Annotated in this window: 12 protein-coding genes and 1 other annotated feature (1 of these 13 running past the window's edge); all 12 genes read left to right on the plus strand. The window is 38.1% G+C overall.

Annotated features, from left to right (window positions below; translation table 11 throughout):
• Window positions 1-72 (plus strand) — a binding site (T-box leader); it begins 156 nt to the left of the window's first position.
• Window positions 73-133: 61 nt separating this feature from the next.
• Window positions 134-2,887, plus strand: coding sequence for an isoleucine--tRNA ligase (gene ileS, locus AC3G7N_RS03265; protein ID WP_489420711.1), 2,754 nt, complete (start codon window positions 134-136; stop codon window positions 2,885-2,887).
• A 329-nt stretch (window positions 2,888-3,216) separates the two neighbouring features.
• The gene (gene lspA / locus AC3G7N_RS03270; protein WP_489420712.1) at window positions 3,217-3,687 is read left to right on the plus strand and encodes a signal peptidase II; all 471 of its coding nucleotides are present in this window, start codon (window positions 3,217-3,219) and stop codon (window positions 3,685-3,687) included.
• Window positions 3,684-4,595: an RluA family pseudouridine synthase gene (locus AC3G7N_RS03275; RefSeq protein ID WP_489420713.1), complete on the plus strand. Its 912-nt coding sequence runs from the start codon at window positions 3,684-3,686 to the stop codon at window positions 4,593-4,595. Before lspA ends, AC3G7N_RS03275 begins: the two co-directional genes overlap by 4 nt.
• Window positions 4,596-4,769: 174 nt before the next feature.
• Complete coding sequence (gene pyrR, locus AC3G7N_RS03280) at window positions 4,770-5,309, plus strand: bifunctional pyr operon transcriptional regulator/uracil phosphoribosyltransferase PyrR (protein WP_489420849.1); 540 nt, start codon at window positions 4,770-4,772, stop codon at window positions 5,307-5,309.
• Between the two features lie 244 nt (window positions 5,310-5,553).
• On the plus strand, window positions 5,554-6,483 hold the full coding sequence (locus tag AC3G7N_RS03285; RefSeq protein ID WP_489420714.1) for an aspartate carbamoyltransferase catalytic subunit: 930 nt from the start codon (window positions 5,554-5,556) through the stop codon (window positions 6,481-6,483).
• Window positions 6,437-7,720 (plus strand): dihydroorotase, encoded by a 1,284-nt coding sequence (pyrC, locus tag AC3G7N_RS03290; RefSeq protein ID WP_489420715.1) that lies wholly within the window; start codon window positions 6,437-6,439, stop codon window positions 7,718-7,720. Before AC3G7N_RS03285 ends, pyrC begins: the two co-directional genes overlap by 47 nt.
• Complete coding sequence (locus AC3G7N_RS03295) at window positions 7,713-8,813, plus strand: carbamoyl phosphate synthase small subunit (protein WP_489420716.1); 1,101 nt, start codon at window positions 7,713-7,715, stop codon at window positions 8,811-8,813. Before pyrC ends, AC3G7N_RS03295 begins: the two co-directional genes overlap by 8 nt.
• Window positions 8,806-12,006 carry a carbamoyl-phosphate synthase large subunit gene (gene carB / locus AC3G7N_RS03300; protein ID WP_489420717.1) on the plus strand — a complete coding sequence of 1,067 codons (3,201 nt, stop codon included), beginning with the start codon at window positions 8,806-8,808 and terminating at the stop codon, window positions 12,004-12,006. The genes AC3G7N_RS03295 and carB overlap by 8 nt, the downstream gene beginning before the upstream one ends.
• The gene (locus AC3G7N_RS03305) at window positions 12,003-12,758 is read left to right on the plus strand and encodes a dihydroorotate dehydrogenase electron transfer subunit (protein WP_489420718.1); all 756 of its coding nucleotides are present in this window, start codon (window positions 12,003-12,005) and stop codon (window positions 12,756-12,758) included. Before carB ends, AC3G7N_RS03305 begins: the two co-directional genes overlap by 4 nt.
• Window positions 12,755-13,669, plus strand: a complete 915-nt coding sequence (locus tag AC3G7N_RS03310; RefSeq protein ID WP_489420719.1) for a dihydroorotate dehydrogenase — start codon at window positions 12,755-12,757, stop codon at window positions 13,667-13,669. The genes AC3G7N_RS03305 and AC3G7N_RS03310 overlap by 4 nt, the downstream gene beginning before the upstream one ends.
• Window positions 13,666-14,382 carry an orotidine-5'-phosphate decarboxylase gene (gene pyrF / locus AC3G7N_RS03315; protein WP_489420720.1) on the plus strand — a complete coding sequence of 239 codons (717 nt, stop codon included), beginning with the start codon at window positions 13,666-13,668 and terminating at the stop codon, window positions 14,380-14,382. The genes AC3G7N_RS03310 and pyrF overlap by 4 nt, the downstream gene beginning before the upstream one ends.
• Window positions 14,366-14,980 (plus strand): orotate phosphoribosyltransferase, encoded by a 615-nt coding sequence (pyrE, locus tag AC3G7N_RS03320; protein ID WP_489420721.1) that lies wholly within the window; start codon window positions 14,366-14,368, stop codon window positions 14,978-14,980. Before pyrF ends, pyrE begins: the two co-directional genes overlap by 17 nt.
• Window positions 14,981-15,043: the final 63 nt, after the last annotated feature.

The raw sequence follows: 15,043 nt of genomic DNA on the forward strand, positions 1-15,043 counted from the left end.
TTTCGAGTGAATTTAAATTTAAAGTGAATTTAAGTTTATAAGGGTGGTACCGCGAGTCTTCTCGTCCCTTTTTGGGATTAGGAGGCTTTTTTTAATATATTGAACCATGTTACAAGGAGGAAGGAAATAAATTATGGATTATAAAGACACATTACTTATGCCGAAAACTGAATTCCCGATGCGAGGAAATTTACCGAATAAAGAACCACTTCGTCAACAACAATGGGAAGATGATAATATTTATGAAAAAGGACAAAACCGTACAAAAGATCGTCCTATGTTTATTTTGCATGATGGGCCACCCTATGCTAATGGAGATTTGCATATGGGCCATGCGTTAAATAAAGTCTTAAAGGATTTTATTACGCGTTACAAGTCAATGACAGGGTATAGCGCTCCCTATGTACCTGGTTGGGATACACATGGATTACCGATTGAGACCGCTTTAACAAAGAATAAAAAAATTAAAAGAAAAGAATTAAGTATCGCTGAGTTTAGACAAAAGTGTGCAGAGTATGCGATGGAACAAATTGAAAATCAGCGGACACAATTTAAACAACTAGGTGTTCGAGGAGATTGGGATAACCCATATATTACGTTAACGAAGGATTATGAAGCAGCTCAAATTAAGGTTTTCGGTGAGATGGCAAACAAAGGCTATATTTACAAAGGATTGAAGCCAGTTTACTGGTCTCCATCGTCTGAATCAGCTTTAGCTGAAGCGGAGATTGAATACCATGATAAACGCTCGCCATCTATTTATGTATCGTTTGAAGTAACGGACGGAAAAGGTCTGCTTGATGGTGGGGAAAAATTTATTATCTGGACCACTACACCATGGACTATTCCAGCCAACCTGGGAATAAGTCTGCACCCTGAATTTGAGTATGTTGTCGTTCAAGAAAAAGATGAAAAATATGTAGTAGCACAGGAGTTACTTGAAGCAGTATCTGCCGAATTAGAGTGGGAAAATTCAGAAGTGGTTAAAACATTTAAAGGTAAAGAAGCTGATAACATTATAACAAGACATCCATTTTATGATAGAGATTCTATTGTAATGTTAGGAGATCATGTTACGACCGAAGCTGGAACTGGCTGTGTCCATACTGCACCAGGTCATGGTGAAGATGACTTTTATGTTGCGAAACAATATGGTTTAGAGGCGCTATGCCCGGTCGACGATAAAGGTGTCTTTACAAATGAAGCACTTGGTTATGAAGGTTTATTTTACGATAAAGCAAACAAACCAATAACAGACAAACTTGAGGAAGTTGGAGCATTACTAAAACTTACGTTCATTACACATTCGTACCCACATGACTGGCGTACAAAAAAACCAACAATTTTCCGTGCTACATCACAATGGTTTGCGTCTATTAAAGATTTCCGTCAAGAGATTTTGGACGAAATTAAACGTATAAATTGGTACCCAAACTGGGGAGAAACTAGACTATATAACATGGTCCGTGACCGTGAAGATTGGTGTATTTCACGCCAACGCGCATGGGGTGTGCCAATTCCGGTCTTTTATGCGGAAGATCAAACACCAATCATTACGGAAGAAACGGTTACACATATTTCTAAGTTATTTAGTGAGCACGGTTCGAATGTATGGTTTGAAAGAGAAGCTAAAGAATTATTACCAGAAGGATTTAGTTCAGAGCATAGTCCAAATGGTACGTTTACGAAAGAAACGGATATTATGGATGTTTGGTTTGATTCAGGTTCTTCACACGAAGCAGTGTTAGTTGGACGGGATGATCATAGAAGACCTGCAGATGTTTATTTAGAGGGAAGTGACCAGTATCGTGGGTGGTTTAACTCATCTCTATCAACTTCAGTAGCAGTAACTGGAAAAGCACCATATGAAAATATTATAAGTCATGGATTTGTTTTAGATGGTAATGGGCGAAAAATGAGTAAATCTTTAGGTAACATTATGAGCCCATCAAAGGTTCAAAAGCAGTTGGGTTCCGATATCATCCGTTTATGGGTTTCATCCGTGGATTATCAGGCAGATGTACGTATTTCTCAGGATATATTAAAACATGTATCAGAGGCATATCGTAAGATTAGAAATACATTCCGCTTTATGCTAGCAAACTTAGCAGACTTTAATCCAGAGACAGATCGAATTGATGTGAATAATTTACAAGAAGTTGATCAATATATGCTTCATCGCCTAAACCAATTAAATGAAAATGTAAGATCAGGCTATGATAAATATGAATTCTCAACTATTTACCATCAAATTCATAACTTCTGTGCCGTAGATTTAAGTTCATTTTATCTCGATTTTGCAAAAGATATTTTATATATCGAGGCAGCTGATAATGTACGCCGTAGAAGCATTCAAACCGTTTACTATGATATTGTAACAACACTTGTACAATTACTGACACCGATTATTCCACACACTACTGAAGAGGTATGGGAGTATATTCCTGGAACAGATGCAGAAAGTGTTCAGTTAACGGATATTCCTGAACCTCAAACCATTTTTGATAAAAATGATCAAGATAAATGGGATCTCTTTATGAGTATTCGCGATGATGTATTTAAGGCACTAGAGGAAGCACGTAGCGAAAAAATAATTGGTAAATCATTAGAGGCAAAATTAAAAATTGTAGCCAAAGATGAGAAGACTAAAGAAGTATTAAGCCAAATTAAACATGTCCATCAGTTATTGATTGTTTCTGAAGTAGAATTAAGTGCTAATGCTGAAGGAACAACAGCATATCGTTATGTAGATGTGAAGGTGGAAAAACATCCAGGTGAAAAATGTGAACGTTGTTGGATTGCATCAGAAACCGTTGGAGAAGATAAAGAACACCCTGAATTATGTACACGTTGTGCAGCTATTGTAAAAGAAAATTATTCTGTATAGAAAAGCGGAGCGGGCTTGCTCAGCGGCGAAATGCGTAAGCAAGAGACCGTAGAGCACATGAGCTTTGTGTTCGGAGTGTCAATTGCTTACGTCACGAGCCGCTATCCCGTGCAGCTAGACAATAAAGAAAGGCGGAGCGGGGTTGCTCAGCGGCGAAATGCGTAAGCAAGGGACCGTAGAGCACATGGGCTTCGTGTTCGAAGTGTCAATTGCTTACGTCACGAGCCGCTATCCCGTGCAGCTAGACAATAAAGAAACCTCCTCTAAAGCAGAGGGGGGTTTTTTATGATAAAATAATGAAAGATAATAAACGAATCGGGGGAAGATGAATGTACGTGTATTACATAATTGCAGTAATCCTCGTTGTAATTGATCAAATTACAAAATGGATAGTTGTTAAAAATATGGAATTGTATGAACAAATTACAATAGTACAAGACTTTTTTTATTTTACATCACATCGTAATAAAGGGGCCGCTTGGGGTATTCTAGAAGGAAAAATGGTCTTTTTTTACATCGTTACTACGATTGTGATTATAGGTGTTATCTATTATATGGAAAAGTATGCGAAAGATAGTAAACTTCTAGCCATTTCCTTAAGTTTTATTCTTGGGGGAGCAATTGGGAATTTTATTGATCGCATATTTCGTGGGGAAGTAGTTGATTTCTTGGATTTTATCATTTTCGGCTATGATTACCCGATTTTTAATGTTGCCGATTCCTCGTTAGTAGTTGGAGTAATTCTTGTGTTAATAGCAACATTTCTTGATGAGAAAAAGAAAGGAAATAAAACCGTATGACTATAAATCAATATGAAGTGCAAGCTCACCAGAATAAGGAAAGAATTGATAAGCTTTTGGCTGATATAAACCCAGATAATTCAAGATCACAAGTTCAGACATGGATTAACGATGGTTATGTAAAAGTAAATGATGAAGAAGTCAAAGCTAAACATAAGTGTCACGAAGGTGATGTAATAAAATGGTCCATTCCTGAATCAAAGCCATTGGAAGTAGATGCTGAAAATATTCCGCTTGATATTATTTATGAGGATGCTGATGTCATTGTTGTTAATAAGCCAAAAGGAATGGTAGTTCATCCATCTGCTGGCCACACTGGCGGCACACTTGTAAATGCGTTGCTATATCATTGCAAAGGTTTATCAGGGATAAATGGTATTGAACGTCCTGGAATTGTTCACCGAATTGATAAAGACACAAGTGGTTTACTCGTCGTTGCAAAGAACGATATTGCTCATACAAGTCTCGCTGAACAATTATCAGGTAAAAAGGTAGAACGAAAATATGAGGCAGTAGTCCATGGTATTATCGAACACGAAACTGGCATGATTGATGCTCCAATTGGTCGTGACCCAAAGGATCGACAGAAAATGGGGATTGTCAATGATGGTAAACCTGCTGTGACACATTTTAGTGTTTTAAATCGTTATGGTCATTACACACATGTTGAATGTCAGCTAGAAACAGGTCGTACACATCAAATTCGTGTTCACTTCAGATACATTGACTTTCCACTGGTTGGTGATCCAAAGTATGGTCCAAGAAAAACATTGGATGCAGGTGGACAGGCGTTACATGCAAAATCAATAGGATTTACCCACCCACGCACAAAAGAATGGCTTCAGTTTAAGGCGGATCCACCACAAATCTTTGTGGATTTAATCGAGCAGATTGAAAAAATGTATTGACACTTGTTACGGAGTTTGTCATACTAAAACAAATGAATAAATGAACCTTTAAAGGTAGTCCCGTGAGGCTAAAAAGGAATCGGATGTAAATGCATAGATATAAGTTTATGCACAATCAAATCCCTTTTTTCCTCATGGAGAAAAGGGATTTTTTTATCGAGGTGTATAATAATGATAGAAAAGACAGTAGTGCTAGATCAACCTGCGATCAACCGAGCATTGACACGAATCGCACATGAAATAGTTGAAAAAAATAAGGGTGGAGAAAATCTGGTTCTGATTGGCATCAAGACTCGCGGTGTTCCAATCACAAAAAGGTTACAGGATAAAATAAGGCAAATAGAAAATGTGACTGTTCCGATTGGTGAATTAGATATTACTTTATACCGAGATGATTTAAAAAAGAATTCACCTACGAACGAACCAGAATTAAAGGATACCAATATAGATGTAGATTTAACAAACAAAAGTATTATTTTAATTGATGATGTACTATTTACTGGTCGTACGGTTCGAGCTGCAATGGATGCAGTGATGGATCTTGGGAGACCATCACAAATTCAATTGGCAGTGCTGATTGATCGGGGACATCGGGAATTACCAATTCGCGCTGATTATGTAGGCAAGAACATTCCTACATCTGATGAAGAAGTAATCGTTGTACAGTTAGATGAAACAGATCAACTTGATCAAGTTAGTATTTATGGAAAATAAAAGCGCAAGCGCCCGTTAGCGACGTATGGACTGAGCCCGTGCAACATCGAACATTCTTCCGCAGGAGGTAAAGGAAGTCCACTAGTCGCTGGGAGCTGGAGCTAGACAAATAAATAGTAAACCTTTAACTGAATCCAGTGAGATTTAAAAGGTTGTCAATGTTACGTGTCAATTGTACACGTATACCTCTTTGCGACCTTTGCAAAGAGGTATTTTTAATACATTAAAAAGGGGCGAATAGAAGATGAAACATTTTGTGTCGACAAAAGATCTAACAACAGAAGAGATGCTAACTTTGCTAAATCTAGCTGAGAGCTATCGGAAACATCCTCTTCAACTTGATCAACAACTATTTGCTGCAAATCTATTTTATGAACCAAGTACCAGGACCAAAATGAGCTTCCTAGTCGCACAGAAAAAACTAGGAATGGAAACATTGGACTTGCAGATGGAAGCATCGAGTGTGACAAAAGGTGAATCTTTATATGATACTTCGAAAACATGTGAATCGATAGGTGCCAATCTCTTAGTTATTCGCCACCAGAATGATAACTGGTATAACGATTTTACTGATCATTTTCCAATTCCGATTATAAATGCAGGTGCTGGAAAAGGAGAGCATCCAACACAATGTATGCTTGACCTATTAACTATTTACCAAGAATATGGACAATTTACTGGATTAAACGTTGCCATAACAGGTGACATCAAACATAGCAGGGTTGCCAGGTCAAACGCTCAAGCACTGAAAACGCTTGGAGCAAACGTATATTTTGTAGCGGCGCCTGGATTTGAGGATACTACACTCGATTTCCCTTACATTTCAATTGACGAAGCTGTTGATATGTGTGATGCCTTGATGCTACTGAGAATTCAACATGAACGCCATAATGGTGACCAATATGATGCAACATCTTATCATGAGTCGTACGGTCTCACGATAGAACGTGAGAAGAAGATGCAAGACCACGCAATTATTTTACACCCTGCTCCCGTCAACCGGGGAGTAGAAATAGCATCAGGGTTAGTGGAGTGTAATCGTTCAAGAATTTTTAAACAGATGAATAACGGTGTATGTGTAAGAATGGCAATTATTACAACATTATTAAAGGAATGGGGAATGCATAATGAGAACTTTACTTATAAATGCAACACGCTTAGCAGAATCAAATGAGAAGGAAAAAGTTGATATTTTAATTGAAAATAAACTCATCAAAAAAATTGCTTCAACCATTGCGGAGGATGCAGAACAAGTCATAGATTGTGAAAACAAGTTAATTTTTCCAGGATTTATCGATGTGCATATTCACTTGCGAGAACCAGGTGGGGAGCATAAAGAGACAATTGAAACTGGTACGAAAGCTGCAGCAAGAGGTGGTTTCACAACGGTATGCGCAATGCCAAATACATCACCTGTCCCAGATAACGTGGAAAGTGTTCAAGCATTGTTCGACAAAATCAATGAAACAGCGATTGTTCGTGTTTTACCGTATGCCGCTATTACAAAAGGTTTAAAGGGCGAAGAGTTAACCGACATAAAAAGAATTGCAGACATGGGCATTTTTGCTTTTACGGACGATGGTGTTGGCATACAAACAGCGGATTATATGCTACGTGCTATGAAGGAAGCTGCAGCAAGTGATACACCAATTGTTGCACATTGTGAGGATAATTCGATTGTATATGGTGGTGTTGTTCATCAAGGGGATGTTAGTGAACGCATGAATTTCCCTGGAATACCATCATTAAGTGAATCGGTGCAAATAGCTCGCGATGTGTTGTTAGCAGAAGCTGCAGGCGCGCATTATCATGTGTGTCATGTCAGCACCAAGGAATCGGTTCGTGTCATCCGGGATGCAAAAAAAGCTGGCATTCATGTGACAGCAGAAGTAACTCCTCATCACTTACTGTTAAATGAAGACGCAATTATTGAGGATGATACCAATTTAAAAATGAATCCTCCGCTTCGAAGTAAAGAAGACCAGGAAGCACTACTAGCAGGTTTAATCGATGGAACGATTGATTTTATTGCGACTGATCATGCTCCACATGCAGAATCGGAAAAGGCATTAGGGTTTCTACAATCGCCATTTGGAATTGTAGGGTTGGAAACAGCATTTTCTCTTCTATATACCTATTTAGTTAAAACAGAAAAAATCACATTAAATCAACTAGTGAATTGGTTGACGATAAAACCTGCACAAGTTTTTGGACTTCCTTATGGAAGGTTAGAAGAAAATGTAGTAGCGGATTTGACAATTGTTGATTTGGATAAAGAAACCAAAATAGATAAACATCTGTTTTCTTCAAAAGGTAAGAACACTCCATTTCATGATTGGAAGATTACCAGTAAACCAGTATTAACCATATCAGAAGGAAAAATCGTTTTTAAGGAGGATATTCATGACTAAGCGCCAACTAATTTTAGAAGACGGAACTGTTTTTATTGGTGAAGGCTTTGGAAGTAATCGAAAGAAGTCAGGTGAAGTTGTTTTTAACACAGGAATGACTGGCTACCAAGAAGTAATTACTGATCCTTCCTACTGTGGACAAATAGTAACAATGACATATCCTTTGGTTGGAAACTATGGCATTAATCGGGATGATTTTGAAACGGTAACACCTTTTATTCATGGTTTTGTGGTAAAAGAGGTATGTGATTACCCATCTAATTTCAGAAGTGATGAAAGCCTAAGCTCTTACTTGGAGGCAAATGATATTCCAGGAATAGCAGGAATTGATACAAGAAAGCTAACAAAAATCATCCGAAAGCATGGAACGATGAAAGCATTAATTGCCGATTCAACTGAATCAAAGGAAGAACTTTTAAGAGAACTAAATAATCACCCCATTATTACGGACCAGGTTGAACATACATCAACTGTTAAGCCATATGTTGTACCAGGGCGTGGGCATCGGATTGTCTTGGTAGATTTTGGAATGAAACACGGAATTCTACGTGAGCTAACAAAGCGAAATTGTCATGTAACGGTTGTTCCGTATAACTATAGTGCAGAAAATATTTTACGATTGAAACCAGATGGAATTATGTTAACAAATGGACCTGGGGATCCAAAGGATGTTCCTGAAGCAATCAACATGGTCAAAAAAGTCATGGGTAAAATTCCTTTGTTTGGTATTTGCTTAGGCCATCAATTGTTTGCACTAGCATGTGGTGCAGATACAGTGAAAATGAAATTTGGTCATCGCGGAGCAAATCATCCGGTAAAAGATTTAGAAATGAACAAAACGTATTTAACATCACAAAATCATAGTTATGCAGTTCAGCCGGATACACTAGCGAAAACCAACTTAGTTCTTACACAAATAGCCTTAAATGATAATACTGTAGAAGGTATTAAACATAAAACATATCCTGCATTTACAGTACAATACCATCCAGAAAGTTCACCAGGACCAGAGGATACCAATCACTTATTTGATAACTTCTTAACTATGATAGAACAGGTGCAAGCTAAAAATGAGGAGGAGACTTATGCCTAAGAATACAGCAATCAAAAAAATTCTAGTAATTGGATCAGGTCCAATTGTCATCGGACAAGCGGCAGAATTTGATTATTCGGGAACACAAGCTTGTCAGGCGCTAAAAGAAGAAGGTTACCAAGTAATTCTTGCTAACTCCAATCCTGCGACAATTATGACCGATCATACAGTAGCAGATCAAGTATATATGGAACCACTAACCGTAGAATTTTTGACGAAAATTATTCGCAAAGAACAACCGGACGCATTGTTACCAACACTTGGAGGGCAAACTGGGTTAAATCTAGCAGTAGCACTTGAAGAGACTGGTATTTTGGCAGAATACAATGTGAATCTACTTGGAACCTCATTAGAAGCAATACAGAAAGCAGAGGATAGGGAATTGTTTCGTTCATTAATGCATGAACTAAATGAACCAGTCCCAGAAAGCCAAATTGTTAATTCAGTTGAACAAGCCACAGATTTTGCTAATGAAATAGGCTTTCCGCTCATTGTAAGACCAGCTTATACATTAGGTGGAACTGGTGGAGGAATGTGTTACGGAGAACGAGAGCTTCGAGACGTTACACGAAATGGATTATCGCTATCTCCAGTTAATCAATGTCTAATTGAACGAAACATTGCTGGTTTTAAAGAAATTGAATATGAAGTAATGCGTGATAAGAATGACCAAGCAATCGTTGTATGTAATATGGAAAACGTTGATCCTGTAGGTATTCATACTGGTGATTCTATAGTAGTGGCACCATCCCAAACACTTAGTGACCGGGAATATCAACTACTACGAAATGCTTCACTTAAAATCATTCGAGCGTTAGAAATTGAAGGTGGTTGTAATGTTCAACTAGCACTCGATCCAACTAGCTTTAATTACTTTATTATTGAAGTGAATCCTAGAGTAAGTCGGTCATCTGCGCTAGCCTCTAAAGCTACCGGTTATCCAATTGCTAAAGTCGCAGCAAAAATTGCGGTTGGACTAACCTTAGATGAAATTATGAACCCAATTACTGGTAAAACATATGCATGCTTTGAACCTTCACTTGATTATGTTGTTACCAAAATACCACGGTTTCCATTCGATAAATTTATTACAGGAGATCGCAATTTAGGAACACAAATGAAAGCAACAGGCGAGATTATGGCTATTGGTCGAAATTTTGAGGAATCACTATTAAAAGGTGTACGTTCCCTTGACATCGGAACAGAGGATCTTTGGTTAAAGTCACTTACTAATTTGTCCCTAGATGAGCTAAAACATCGATTAAGGAAAGCTGACGATGAACGGTTATTCGTTTTAGCAGAAGTACTTAGACGTGGAATGACGGTAGATGAAATTTTTGAACATACGAAAATTGATCGTTTCTTTCTTGTTAAGATTTGTCGATTAATCGAGTTAGAACATCAATTATATGAAAATAAAAACGATCTACATTTGTTAGAAATGGTTAAAAAGCTAGGTTTTTCCGACGCTCACGTCGCACGCATGTGGGAAACAACGGTAGATGAAATATACGAACTACGTATGGAAAATGGGTTAGTACCTGTCTACAAAATGGTTGATACGTGTGCAGCAGAATTTGAATCGGAAACACCATACTTTTACAGCACGTATGAAGAGGAAAATGAATCCGTTCAATCTGATCGTAAAAAAATTCTTGTACTGGGTTCAGGACCAATCCGAATCGGACAGGGAATTGAATTTGATTATGCGACAGTTCATTCTGTAATGGCAATTAAAGAAATGGGTTATGAAGCTATCATTATGAATAACAATCCAGAAACTGTTTCAACCGATTTCAGCATATCTGATAAATTATATTTTGAACCGTTAACACTGGAAGATGTCATGCATGTTATTAATCTAGAAAAGCCTGAGGGTGTTATCGTACAATTTGGTGGTCAAACAGCTATTAACTTAGCCGACGGACTACAACGTCGTGGTGTAGAAATTTTAGGAACAAATTTGGAAGCAATTGATAAAGCAGAAGACCGTGATAAATTTGAACAGTTATTAAATGGTCTAGACTTATTGCGCCCGAAAGGTAAATCCGTATTAAAGCTCGATCAAGCCCTGGATGTAGCAAACGAAATTGGTTATCCGGTTTTGGTTAGACCTTCCTACGTAATTGGCGGTAGCCGGATGGAAATTGTTTATGATGATGATGAATTAAATGCGTATCTAGCCAAATCCAACGATACAGATAACAAACATCCAATATTGATTGATAAGTACATCACGGGCATTGAGGTAGAAGTTGATGCAATCAGTGATGGAGAAACGACAATCGTTCCTGGAATTATGGAACACATTGAACGTGCAGGTGTGCATTCTGGGGATTCAATTGCAGTTTATCCACCACAACGAATTAGTAAAATAGTTAAACAGAAATGCATGGAAGCATCAACGAAAATTGCTCGTGAGTTAAACGTAAAAGGGTTAATCAATATTCAGTTTATTGTTCGAAAAGATGATGTATATGTACTAGAGGTAAATCCAAGAGCAAGTCGAACGATCCCGTTCTTAAGTAAGGTTACTAGTGTAACAATGGCAAACCTTGCAACAAGGTGCATCTTGGGAGAATCATTAAAATCAATGGGCTATACGACCGGAATTTTACCTGAACAAGAAAGTGTGTCTGTAAAAGTTCCAGTATTCTCATTTGAAAAGTTACGAAGTGTTGATACAATTTTAGGACCAGAAATGAAGTCAACAGGTGAAGCAATAGGCCATGATAAAACATTAGAAAAAGCATTATATAAAGGGTTAATTGCTTCCGGCTTAAAAGTTCCTCAAGAAGGTGCCGTGTTATTGACTGTTGCTGATAAGGATAAGGCAGAAACGCTCGACATAGCAGAACGCTTTCATCAATTAGGTTTCCAGTTATATGCAACAGCTGGAACGGCAACCTTTGTTCAACAACATGGTATCCCTGTTACCGAAGTCGCAAAAATCGGATCAGATGAACCAAACGTTCTGTCAATCATCGAAAATGGCCATGTACAGTTTGTTGTAAATACGTTAACTTCCGGTAAAAAACCACGTTCAGATGGATTTATGATTCGTCGGGAAGCAGTGGAACACGGAATCGCCTGTTTAACAAGTCTGGATACTGCAAACGCGATTCTTAATGTAATTGATTCAACAACATTTAGTGCAAAACCAATGACGGATAAAAAGGCTGTTCTATCATGATGAAGAAAGAAAGTTTAACGATCGTTAAAACGACTGAAATTGCGCTTGAAACAACGGAAATGGTGCTTCATAATGCCTATATTAGTGAAAGAGCGCAACCTGGCCAATTCTTGCATATCGGAGTTTTAGGGCATACATTACGGCGTCCCATATCGATTGCGAACATTGATAGAGAGAACGGAACTATTACTGTTTTATTCAAGCAACTCGGAGAAGGTACTAAAGCATTATCTACGTACCAAAAAGGAATGCAAATTAGTGCACTAGGTCCGAGCGGTAATGGTTTTACTTTAGATAATAATGAAAATAAAACTGTCTTGTTAGTAGGTGGAGGGATTGGTATTCCTCCACTATACTGCCTTGGTAAAAAGCTCGCTAAACAAGGTGTGAAAATAAAATCTGTCCTAGGATTTCAATCATCGGATAGTGTTTTTTATGAAGATAAATTTAATGATCTCGGTGAAACGTTTATTACAACAAATGACGGAACGTATGGCCATCATGGATTTGTTACCGATGTATTGGATGAAGTGGGCGAATATGATTGTTATTATTCATGTGGCCCCCTACCAATGCTGCAAGCTGTCACAACTATACTTAAAGGCCAAAAAGGCTATATTTCACTTGAAGAGCGAATGGGTTGTGGTGTTGGTGCATGTTTCGCTTGTGTAATTCCGACAGATGAACACGGCGGATATAAAAAAATATGCAGAGACGGTCCAGTTTTTGCCGCAAACGAGGTGAGCTTATGACTGAATTAGCCGTGAATTTACCTGGCCTACAGTTGAAGAATCCAATTATGCCAGCTTCAGGATGTTTTGGATTTGGTCGTGAATACAGTGATTTTTATGACTTACATCAACTTGGTGCTGTTATCATGAAAGCCGCAACAGGTACGAACCGTTTTGGTAACAAAACACCGCGTGTAGCAGAAACTTCAGGGGGAATGTTGAACGCGATCGGGTTACAAAATCCAGGTGTTGATAAAATCATTAAAAAAGAGGTACCTTTTCTAGCTAAGTATCAGGTTCCAATTATTGCGAATGTAGCTGGAAGCACCTTAGAAGAATACGAGAAGGTTGCAGAAGCATTTAATCATACAGATTCTGTTCATGCACTCGAATTGAATATTTCATGTCCAAACGTTAAAGAGGGTGGCATTCAATTTGGAACAGATCCTGAAATGGCTGCCCATGTTACGAGGGTCGTGAAAACGGCTAGCAATCTACCTGTTTATGTGAAATTATCGCCGAATGTTTCAGACATTGTAGCAATGGCGAAAGCGGTTGAGGACGCTGGGGCAGACGGATTATCGATGATTAATACTCTTTCAGGAATGCAAATCCATCTACCTAGCAAAAAGCCTTTATTGGCCAATAAAACTGGTGGATTATCCGGACCAGCTATAAAGCCTGTTGCCATCAGAATGATCTACGAAGTAAAACAACATGTTTCGATACCAATTATTGGAATGGGCGGGATTTCCAATGTAGACGATGTCATTGAGTTTTTATTAGCGGGTGCTAGTGCAGTAGCTGTTGGAACAGCAAACTTCCAAAATCCTTTCATTTGTCCGGAATTAATTGAGGAATTACCAAATGCGTTAAAAAAGTATGGGTTCGCGTCAGTAGAAGAAGCAATTGGAAAGGGGCATCAGGCATGAATAAAAATATGTATTTATCACTAGATTTCCCAACATGGAAAGAGGCTAATGCATTTATCAACAGGTATGCGTTTCACGGTGTTCCAGTAAAGGTTGGTATGGAATTATTTTATCGTGAGGGACCTCATGTGATTGAAAAGTTAAAAGAAGATAATCATGCCATCTTTCTTGATCTGAAACTACACGACATTCCGACAACGGTAATGAAGGCAATGAAAAATATTGCACGGCTCGAAGTCGATATAGTAAATGTTCATGCACTTGGTGGAAGTGAAATGATTCAACGTGCAAAAGACGGACTAGTATCTGCTTCAACTGGTAATCATGAAACAAAGCTAATTGCGGTTACAATGCTTACATCAATGGATGATGAGGCGGTGAATAGTGAATTGAGATTACCAGGAAGCCTAAATGATAATGCGCTTCACCTTGCAGATCTTTCTAGGCAAAATGGTGCAGACGGGGTTGTATGCTCTGTTCATGAAGCAAAGGCGATTAAACAAATTTGTGGATCATCCTTCCTGACTGTGACACCTGGAATTCGTTTGGGTGATTCAGCTGTTAATGATCAAAAACGTGTTGCAACACCAATAACTGCAAGAGAAAATGGATCGGATATATTGGTGCTTGGGCGTACTGTTACAAAAGCTTCTGATCCTAGAAAAGCATACAATAAAGTGAATGAGGAGTGGCAACATGAGTTTAAGTCATGAAATAGCAAAGGATCTTTTAGACATAAAAGCTATTCAAATTAAAACAGACCATTATTTTACGTGGACATCTGGATTGAAATCACCAATTTATTGTGACAATCGTTTAACTATGTCATATCCAGCCATTCGTAACAAAATAGTTCGGGGATTTGCCGAGATAATTGAAAAAATGAATGTAAAGCCGGATGTGATTGCAGGGTGTGCAACAGCTGGAATTCCACATGCTGCATGGCTTGCTGCTGAACTTAATTTGCCTATGGTTTATGTACGGTCAAAACCAAAAGGTCATGGGAAAGGTAACCTAATTGAAGGACATTTTGAAAAAGGTCAAAAAGTTGTTGTGATTGAAGATTTAATTTCAACAGGGGGATCAGCGATAGAAGCGGCTCAAGGGCTAATGAATGATGGGGCAGAAGTGTTAAGTGTTCTTGCAATTTTTACATACGGATTAGAAAAATCTATTGAAAAATTTTCAGATGCAAAATTAGACTTTGATACGATAACGAATTATGAAGGAGTCCTTTCACTATTAGTACAAGACGGGACAATTAGTGGTGAGGAAAAGGAAAAACTACAAGTTTGGCGTAATGAACTATAAATAATAAGATGACCACCATTCATAAAGTGAAATATTTTTACAAAGGGTGCACTTTAAAGAGGC

It is taken from the genome of Virgibacillus carmonensis, assembly GCF_057836705.1.

Coding starts and splice junctions, on each gene's coding strand:
- ileS (WP_489420711.1), top strand. CDS start 134: ATGGATTATAAAGACACATTACTTATGCCGAAAACTGAATTCCCGATG.
- lspA (WP_489420712.1), top strand. CDS start 3,217: ATGTACGTGTATTACATAATTGCAGTAATCCTCGTTGTAATTGATCAA.
- AC3G7N_RS03275 (WP_489420713.1), top strand. CDS start 3,684: ATGACTATAAATCAATATGAAGTGCAAGCTCACCAGAATAAGGAAAGA.
- AC3G7N_RS03285 (WP_489420714.1), top strand. CDS start 5,554: ATGAAACATTTTGTGTCGACAAAAGATCTAACAACAGAAGAGATGCTA.
- pyrC (WP_489420715.1), top strand. CDS start 6,437: ATGAGAACTTTACTTATAAATGCAACACGCTTAGCAGAATCAAATGAG.
- AC3G7N_RS03295 (WP_489420716.1), top strand. CDS start 7,713: ATGACTAAGCGCCAACTAATTTTAGAAGACGGAACTGTTTTTATTGGT.
- carB (WP_489420717.1), top strand. CDS start 8,806: ATGCCTAAGAATACAGCAATCAAAAAAATTCTAGTAATTGGATCAGGT.
- AC3G7N_RS03305 (WP_489420718.1), top strand. CDS start 12,003: ATGATGAAGAAAGAAAGTTTAACGATCGTTAAAACGACTGAAATTGCG.
- AC3G7N_RS03310 (WP_489420719.1), top strand. CDS start 12,755: ATGACTGAATTAGCCGTGAATTTACCTGGCCTACAGTTGAAGAATCCA.
- pyrF (WP_489420720.1), top strand. CDS start 13,666: ATGAATAAAAATATGTATTTATCACTAGATTTCCCAACATGGAAAGAG.
- pyrE (WP_489420721.1), top strand. CDS start 14,366: ATGAGTTTAAGTCATGAAATAGCAAAGGATCTTTTAGACATAAAAGCT.